Here is a 5,869-nt window from a genome sequence, read left to right on the forward strand (position 1 = left end):
TCCTGTGGGAGCGGGCTTGCCCGCGATGAGGCCCGCCCGAACACCATCAGAGCTGGCTGATGTAAGTGCCGGTGCCTTTAAGGATGTTCTGCAAGGTTTCTTCCACTTCAGCCAGGTCCTGCGCATCGGTACTGTGCAGGATTTCCAGCGAATCATTGCCATCCAGCGCATCGGCGTCCACGGCGGCGATTTCGATCAGCAGACGGTCAGGGCTGAGGGTGACTTTCACGCCGTCCAGGGCCGAAGGCTTGTCGTGGAAGATGATTTCCAGCTCGTCCTCGTCCGGAAAGCGGCTCATCAGGAACATTTCGCCCTCGGCACTGGTGCAGCAGAGCATGGCCAGATTGTCTTCTTCGTCGTCGCACGGGTTGACGATCAAGAGGTCGGTTGTGATTTGCATGGGAAAAATCCTGGCTCGGCGAGCGTTGTGAACACAACAAACGGCAATTCTGCCAGCCCTCGGGAATTTCTGCTTGGCTGAGTGTCAGAGGATGTGTCGTGAACATCCGATGCATCTCGAGTCATTTCTGGGACGAAGGTGCCGTAAATCCGGGCATAAAACGCCCATTTTTCTGCACGGCTGCTAGTGTTGTTCGAGGCGCATGCCGCGAGTTACGTGCCGATGACCGAATATGTCGCAGCGCTGCAAGCACGGCCCTTGCCGCACTGGTTAAGCTGCGCAACGGATGAGCACCCGTAAAGGCATTGCCGAGGGGCCCGACAGTGGCGCCCGACAGTCGTTTTTGCAGATGCCCATTCAATGGAAGGTGAATGTGACCTGAGTGTCTCGTCCAGCTTCACCCAACTGTCGTCCTGTTTCCTCTGCCCGAGAATCAGGAACAGGGTGACGGATTACCCCGAAAGGGGTTTGCACGCGACGCTTCCATCAATAACAAGCCCAAGCGGAGTACCACAGATGGCGTTCTTCACCGCAGCCAGCAAAGCCGACTTCCAGCACCAACTGCAAGCGGCACTGGCGCAGCACATCAGTGAACAGGCACTGCCACAAGTGGCGCTGTTCGCCGAACAATTCTTCGGCATCATTTCCCTCGACGAGCTGACCCAGCGTCGGCTGTCCGACCTCGCCGGTTGCACCCTTTCTGCGTGGCGCCTGCTTGAGCGCTTCGATCACGCTCATTCGCAAGTGCGTGTCTACAATCCCGATTACGAACGCCACGGCTGGCAGTCGACCCACACCGCGGTCGAAGTGCTGCATCACGACCTGCCATTCCTGGTGGACTCGGTGCGTACCGAGCTGAATCGTCGCGGTTACAGCATTCATACTCTGCAAACCACTGTGCTGAGCGTGCGGCGCGACAGCAAGGGCGAGCTGCTGGAAATCCTGCCCAAGGGCACCCAGGGCGAAGGCATTCTGCAAGAATCGCTGATGTACCTGGAAATCGACCGTTGCGCCAACGCGGCCGAATTGAATGTCCTGACCAAAGAGCTGGAGCAGGTTCTCGGTGAAGTCCGCGTTGCGGTCGCCGATTTCGAACCGATGAAAGCCAAAGTCCAGGAGATGATCGAAGGCATCGACAACAGCCAGTTCGTTGTCGACGCCGACGAAAAATCCGAAATCAAGAGCTTCCTGGAGTGGCTGGTGGGCAACCACTTCACCTTCCTGGGCTACGAAGAGTTCGTGGTGGGCGAGGATCAGAACGGCGGTCATATCGTCTATGACCAGAACTCGTTCCTCGGCCTGACCAAACTGCTGCGCGCCGGCCTGACCGTCGATGACCTGCGCATCGAAGACTACGCCGTCAACTACCTGCGCGAACCGACGCCGCTGTCGTTCGCCAAGGCTGCGCATCCAAGCCGTGTGCACCGTCCGGCGTACCCGGACTACGTGTCGATCCGCCAGATCGATGCCAATGGCAACGTCATCAAGGAATGCCGCTTCATGGGCCTGTACACCTCGTCGGTGTATGGCGAAAGCGTGCGGGTCATTCCTTACATCCGTCGCAAGGTCGAGGTTATCGAGAAGCGTTCGGGCTTCCAGGCCAAGGCTCACCTGGGCAAGGAACTGGCCCAGGTGCTCGAAGTGCTGCCGCGTGACGACCTGTTCCAGACGCCGGTGGACGAGCTGTTCACCACCGTGATGTCGATCGTGCAGATCCAGGAGCGCAACAAGATCCGCGTGTTCCTGCGCAAAGACCCGTACGGCCGTTTCTGCTACTGCCTGGCCTATGTGCCGCGCGACATCTACTCCACCGAAGTGCGCCAGAAGATCCAGCAAGTGCTGATGGATCGCCTGAAAGCCACTGACTGCGAGTTCTGGACCTTCTTCTCCGAGTCCGTACTGGCCCGTGTGCAACTGATTCTGCGGGTCGACCCGAAGAACCGTCTGGACATCGACCCGGTTCTGCTGGAGAAAGAAGTGGTGCAGGCCTGCCGCAGCTGGCAGGACGACTACGCTGCGCTGACCGTCGAAAGCTTCGGTGAAGCCCAGGGCACCAACGTGCTGGCCGACTTCCCGAAAGGCTTCCCGGCTGGTTACCGCGAGCGTTTCGCCGCCCACTCGGCGGTGGTCGACATGCAGCACCTGCTGAGCCTGAGCGAAAAAAATCCGCTGGTGATGAGCTTCTATCAGCCGCTGGCCCAGGTCGCCGGTCAGCGCATGCTGCATTGCAAGCTGTATCACGCCGACACCCCGCTGGCACTGTCCGACGTGCTGCCGATCCTGGAAAACCTCGGCCTGCGCGTGCTGGGTGAATTCCCGTATCGCCTGCGCCACAACAGCGGCCGCGAGTTCTGGATTCACGACTTCGCGTTCACGGCTGCCGAAGGCTTGGAGCTCGACATCCAGCAACTCAACGACACCTTGCAGGACGCTTTCGTCCACATCGTGCGTGGCGATGCCGAGAACGATGCCTTCAACCGTCTGGTGCTGACCGCCGGCCTGCCATGGCGCGACGTGGCGCTGCTGCGCGCCTATGCCCGTTACATGAAGCAGATCCGTCTGGGCTTCGACCTGGGTTACATCGCCAGCACCCTGAACAACCACACCGACATCGCTCGCGAGTTGACCCGGTTGTTCAAAACCCGTTTCTACCTGGCGCGCAAGCTGGCCAGTGACGATCTGGAAGACAAGCAACAACGCCTGGAACACGCGATTCTGAGTGCGCTGGACGACGTTCAGGTGCTCAACGAAGACCGCATCCTGCGTCGTTACCTGGACCTGATCAAAGCGACTCTGCGGACCAACTTCTACCAGACCGATGCACACGGTCAGAACAAGTCCTACTTCAGCTTCAAGTTCAACCCGCACCAGATTCCAGAGCTGCCGAAGCCGGTTCCGAAGTTCGAAATCTTCGTTTACTCGCCACGCGTCGAAGGCGTGCACCTGCGCTTCGGCAACGTGGCTCGCGGCGGTCTGCGCTGGTCCGACCGTGAAGAAGACTTCCGCACCGAAGTCCTGGGCCTGGTAAAAGCCCAGCAAGTGAAGAACTCGGTCATCGTGCCGGTGGGTGCGAAGGGCGGCTTCCTGCCGCGTCGCCTGCCACTGGGCGGCAGCCGTGACGAGATCGCGGCCGAGGGCATTGCCTGCTACCGCATCTTCATCTCGGGCCTGTTGGACATCACCGACAACCTGAAAGACGGCGCGCTGGTACCGCCGGCCAACGTCGTGCGTCATGACGACGATGACCCGTACCTGGTTGTGGCAGCGGACAAGGGCACTGCGACCTTCTCCGACATCGCCAACGGCATCGCCATCGACTACGGCTTCTGGCTCGGCGACGCGTTCGCATCTGGCGGTTCCGCCGGTTACGACCACAAGAAAATGGGCATCACTGCCAAGGGCGCGTGGGTCGGCGTACAACGCCACTTCCGCGAACGCGGCATCAACGTCCAGGAAGACAGCATCACCGTGGTGGGCGTCGGCGACATGGCCGGTGACGTGTTCGGTAACGGCTTGCTGATGTCCGACAAGCTGCAACTGGTCGCAGCCTTCAACCACCTGCACATCTTCATCGACCCGAACCCGGAGCCTGCCAGCAGCTTCGCCGAGCGTCAGCGCCTGTTCGACCTGCCGCGTTCGGCCTGGTCGGATTACGACACCAGCATCATGTCCGAAGGCGGCGGTATCTTCTCCCGTAGCGCGAAGAGCATTGCCATCTCCGAGCAGATGAAAGAGCGCTTCGACATTCAGGCCGACAAGCTGACCCCGACCGAACTGCTCAATGCCTTGCTCAAGGCTCCGGTGGACCTGTTGTGGAACGGCGGTATCGGCACGTACGTCAAAGCCAGCAGCGAAAGCCACGCCGATGTCGGCGACAAGGCCAACGATGCACTGCGCGTGAACGGTAACGAACTGCGCTGCAAGGTTGTGGGCGAGGGCGGTAACCTGGGCATGACCCAACTGGGTCGCGTCGAGTTCGGCCTCAATGGCGGCGGTTCCAACACCGACTTCATTGACAACGCCGGTGGCGTGGACTGCTCCGACCACGAAGTGAACATCAAGATCCTGCTGAACGAAGTGGTTCAGGCCGGCGACATGACCGACAAGCAACGTAACCAGTTGCTGGCGAGCATGACCGACGAAGTCGGTGGCCTGGTGTTGGGCAACAACTACAAGCAGACCCAGGCACTGTCCCTGGCGGCCCGTCGTGCCTTGCCACGGATCGCTGAATACAAGCGCCTGATGAACGATCTGGAAGCCCGTGGCAAGCTGGATCGCGCCATCGAGTTCCTGCCGTCGGAAGACGCGATCAACGAGCGCGTCGCGGCAGGCCATGGCCTGACCCGTGCCGAGCTGTCGGTGCTGATCTCCTACAGCAAGATCGACCTCAAGGAGCAGTTGCTGGGCTCCCTGGTGCCGGACGACGACTACCTGACCCGCGACATGGAAACCGCTTTCCCGCCGACGCTGGTCAGCAAGTTCTCTGCCGCCATGCGCCGTCACCGTCTGAAGCGCGAAATCGTCAGCACCCAGATCGCCAACGATCTGGTCAACCACATGGGCATCACCTTCGTTCAACGGCTCAAAGAGTCGACCGGCATGAGCCCGGCGAACGTGGCCGGTGCATATGTGATCGTGCGTGACATTTTCCACCTCCCGCATTGGTTCCGTCAGATCGAGTCCCTGGACTACCTGGTCTCCGCTGATGTGCAACTGGAGCTGATGGACGAGCTGATGCGTCTGGGCCGTCGCGCTACGCGCTGGTTCCTGCGTGCCCGCCGCAACGAGCAGAACGCTGCCCGTGACGTCGCGCATTTCGGTCCGCACCTGAAAGAGTTGGGCCTCAAGCTTGACGAACTGCTCAGTGGCGAGATTCGCGACACCTGGCAGGCTCGCTATCAGGCGTACGTCGAAGCCGGTGTGCCGGAGTTGCTGGCACGCATGGTGGCTGGCACCACGCACCTGTACACCCTGCTGCCGATCATCGAAGCCTCCGACGTGACCGGCCAGGATCCGGCAGATGTGGCCAAGGCCTACTTCGCCGTGGGCAGTGCGCTGGACATCACCTGGTACCTGCAACAGATCAGCGCACTGCCGGTTGAAAACAACTGGCAAGCCCTGGCCCGTGAAGCGTTCCGCGATGACGTCGACTGGCAACAACGTGCGATCACCATCTCGGTCCTGCAACAGGGCGACGGCACCCAGGACGTGGAAACACGCCTGGAGCTGTGGATGGAGCAGCACGAAGGCATGATCGAACGCTGGCGCGCCATGCTGGTGGAAATCCGTGCCGCCAGCGGCACTGACTACGCCATGTACGCGGTAGCCAACCGTGAATTGCTGGATGTGGCGTTGAGTGGTCAAGCGGTAATACCTGCCGCTGTAACTACTAGTACTGCGGGCGCCGAGCTGGAACCGGCTGCCTGATTGAGCGTTGAATGAAAAAGCCCCGTCTCGAGAGAGGCGGGG

2 protein-coding genes are annotated in these 5,869 nt (G+C 60.6%); one reads left to right on the forward strand and one right to left on the reverse strand.

Annotated elements, in window-relative coordinates:
- Positions 1–46 precede the first annotated feature (46 nt).
- The gene (locus tag AC30D7_RS28640) at positions 47–400 is read right to left on the reverse strand and encodes a hypothetical protein (RefSeq protein ID WP_490136315.1); all 354 of its coding nucleotides are present in this window, start codon (positions 398–400) and stop codon (positions 47–49) included.
- A gap of 516 nt (positions 401–916) precedes the next feature.
- Here AC30D7_RS28640 and AC30D7_RS28645 point away from each other — a divergent pair.
- A complete protein-coding gene (locus AC30D7_RS28645; protein ID WP_490136316.1) occupies positions 917–5,827 on the forward strand; it encodes an NAD-glutamate dehydrogenase in 4,911 nt (1,636 codons plus the stop codon).
- The last annotated feature ends 42 nt before the right edge of the window (positions 5,828–5,869 follow it).

This window comes from Pseudomonas sp. DF5 (assembly GCF_058148225.1).